The following is a 218-nucleotide window of genomic DNA, read 5'->3' as shown; positions in this document are numbered from 1 at the left end:
CCGGTGGCAATCAGCTCCTTCCCCTCAGGCCTCTTCACCAGCTACTTCGCGAAGTGAGGCGAGGAGAGAGACGCGCTCGATCGATCGTGGTCGCGCTCAAGTGCTTCGGGAACAAAATGACCGCATGACCGGTGACCCGGAGCGCATCGCGGGCGTCGAAGATGTTGACTGTACGGGCCGGCAGGCATTCGTGACCGGCTCGACGAGCGGGATCGGTC

This window comes from Halorubrum sp. SS7, from assembly GCF_005435055.1.
GTDB classification, from domain to species: domain Archaea; phylum Halobacteriota; class Halobacteria; order Halobacteriales; family Haloferacaceae; genus Halorubrum; species Halorubrum salinarum.
This window is presented reverse-complemented; position numbering follows the sequence as displayed.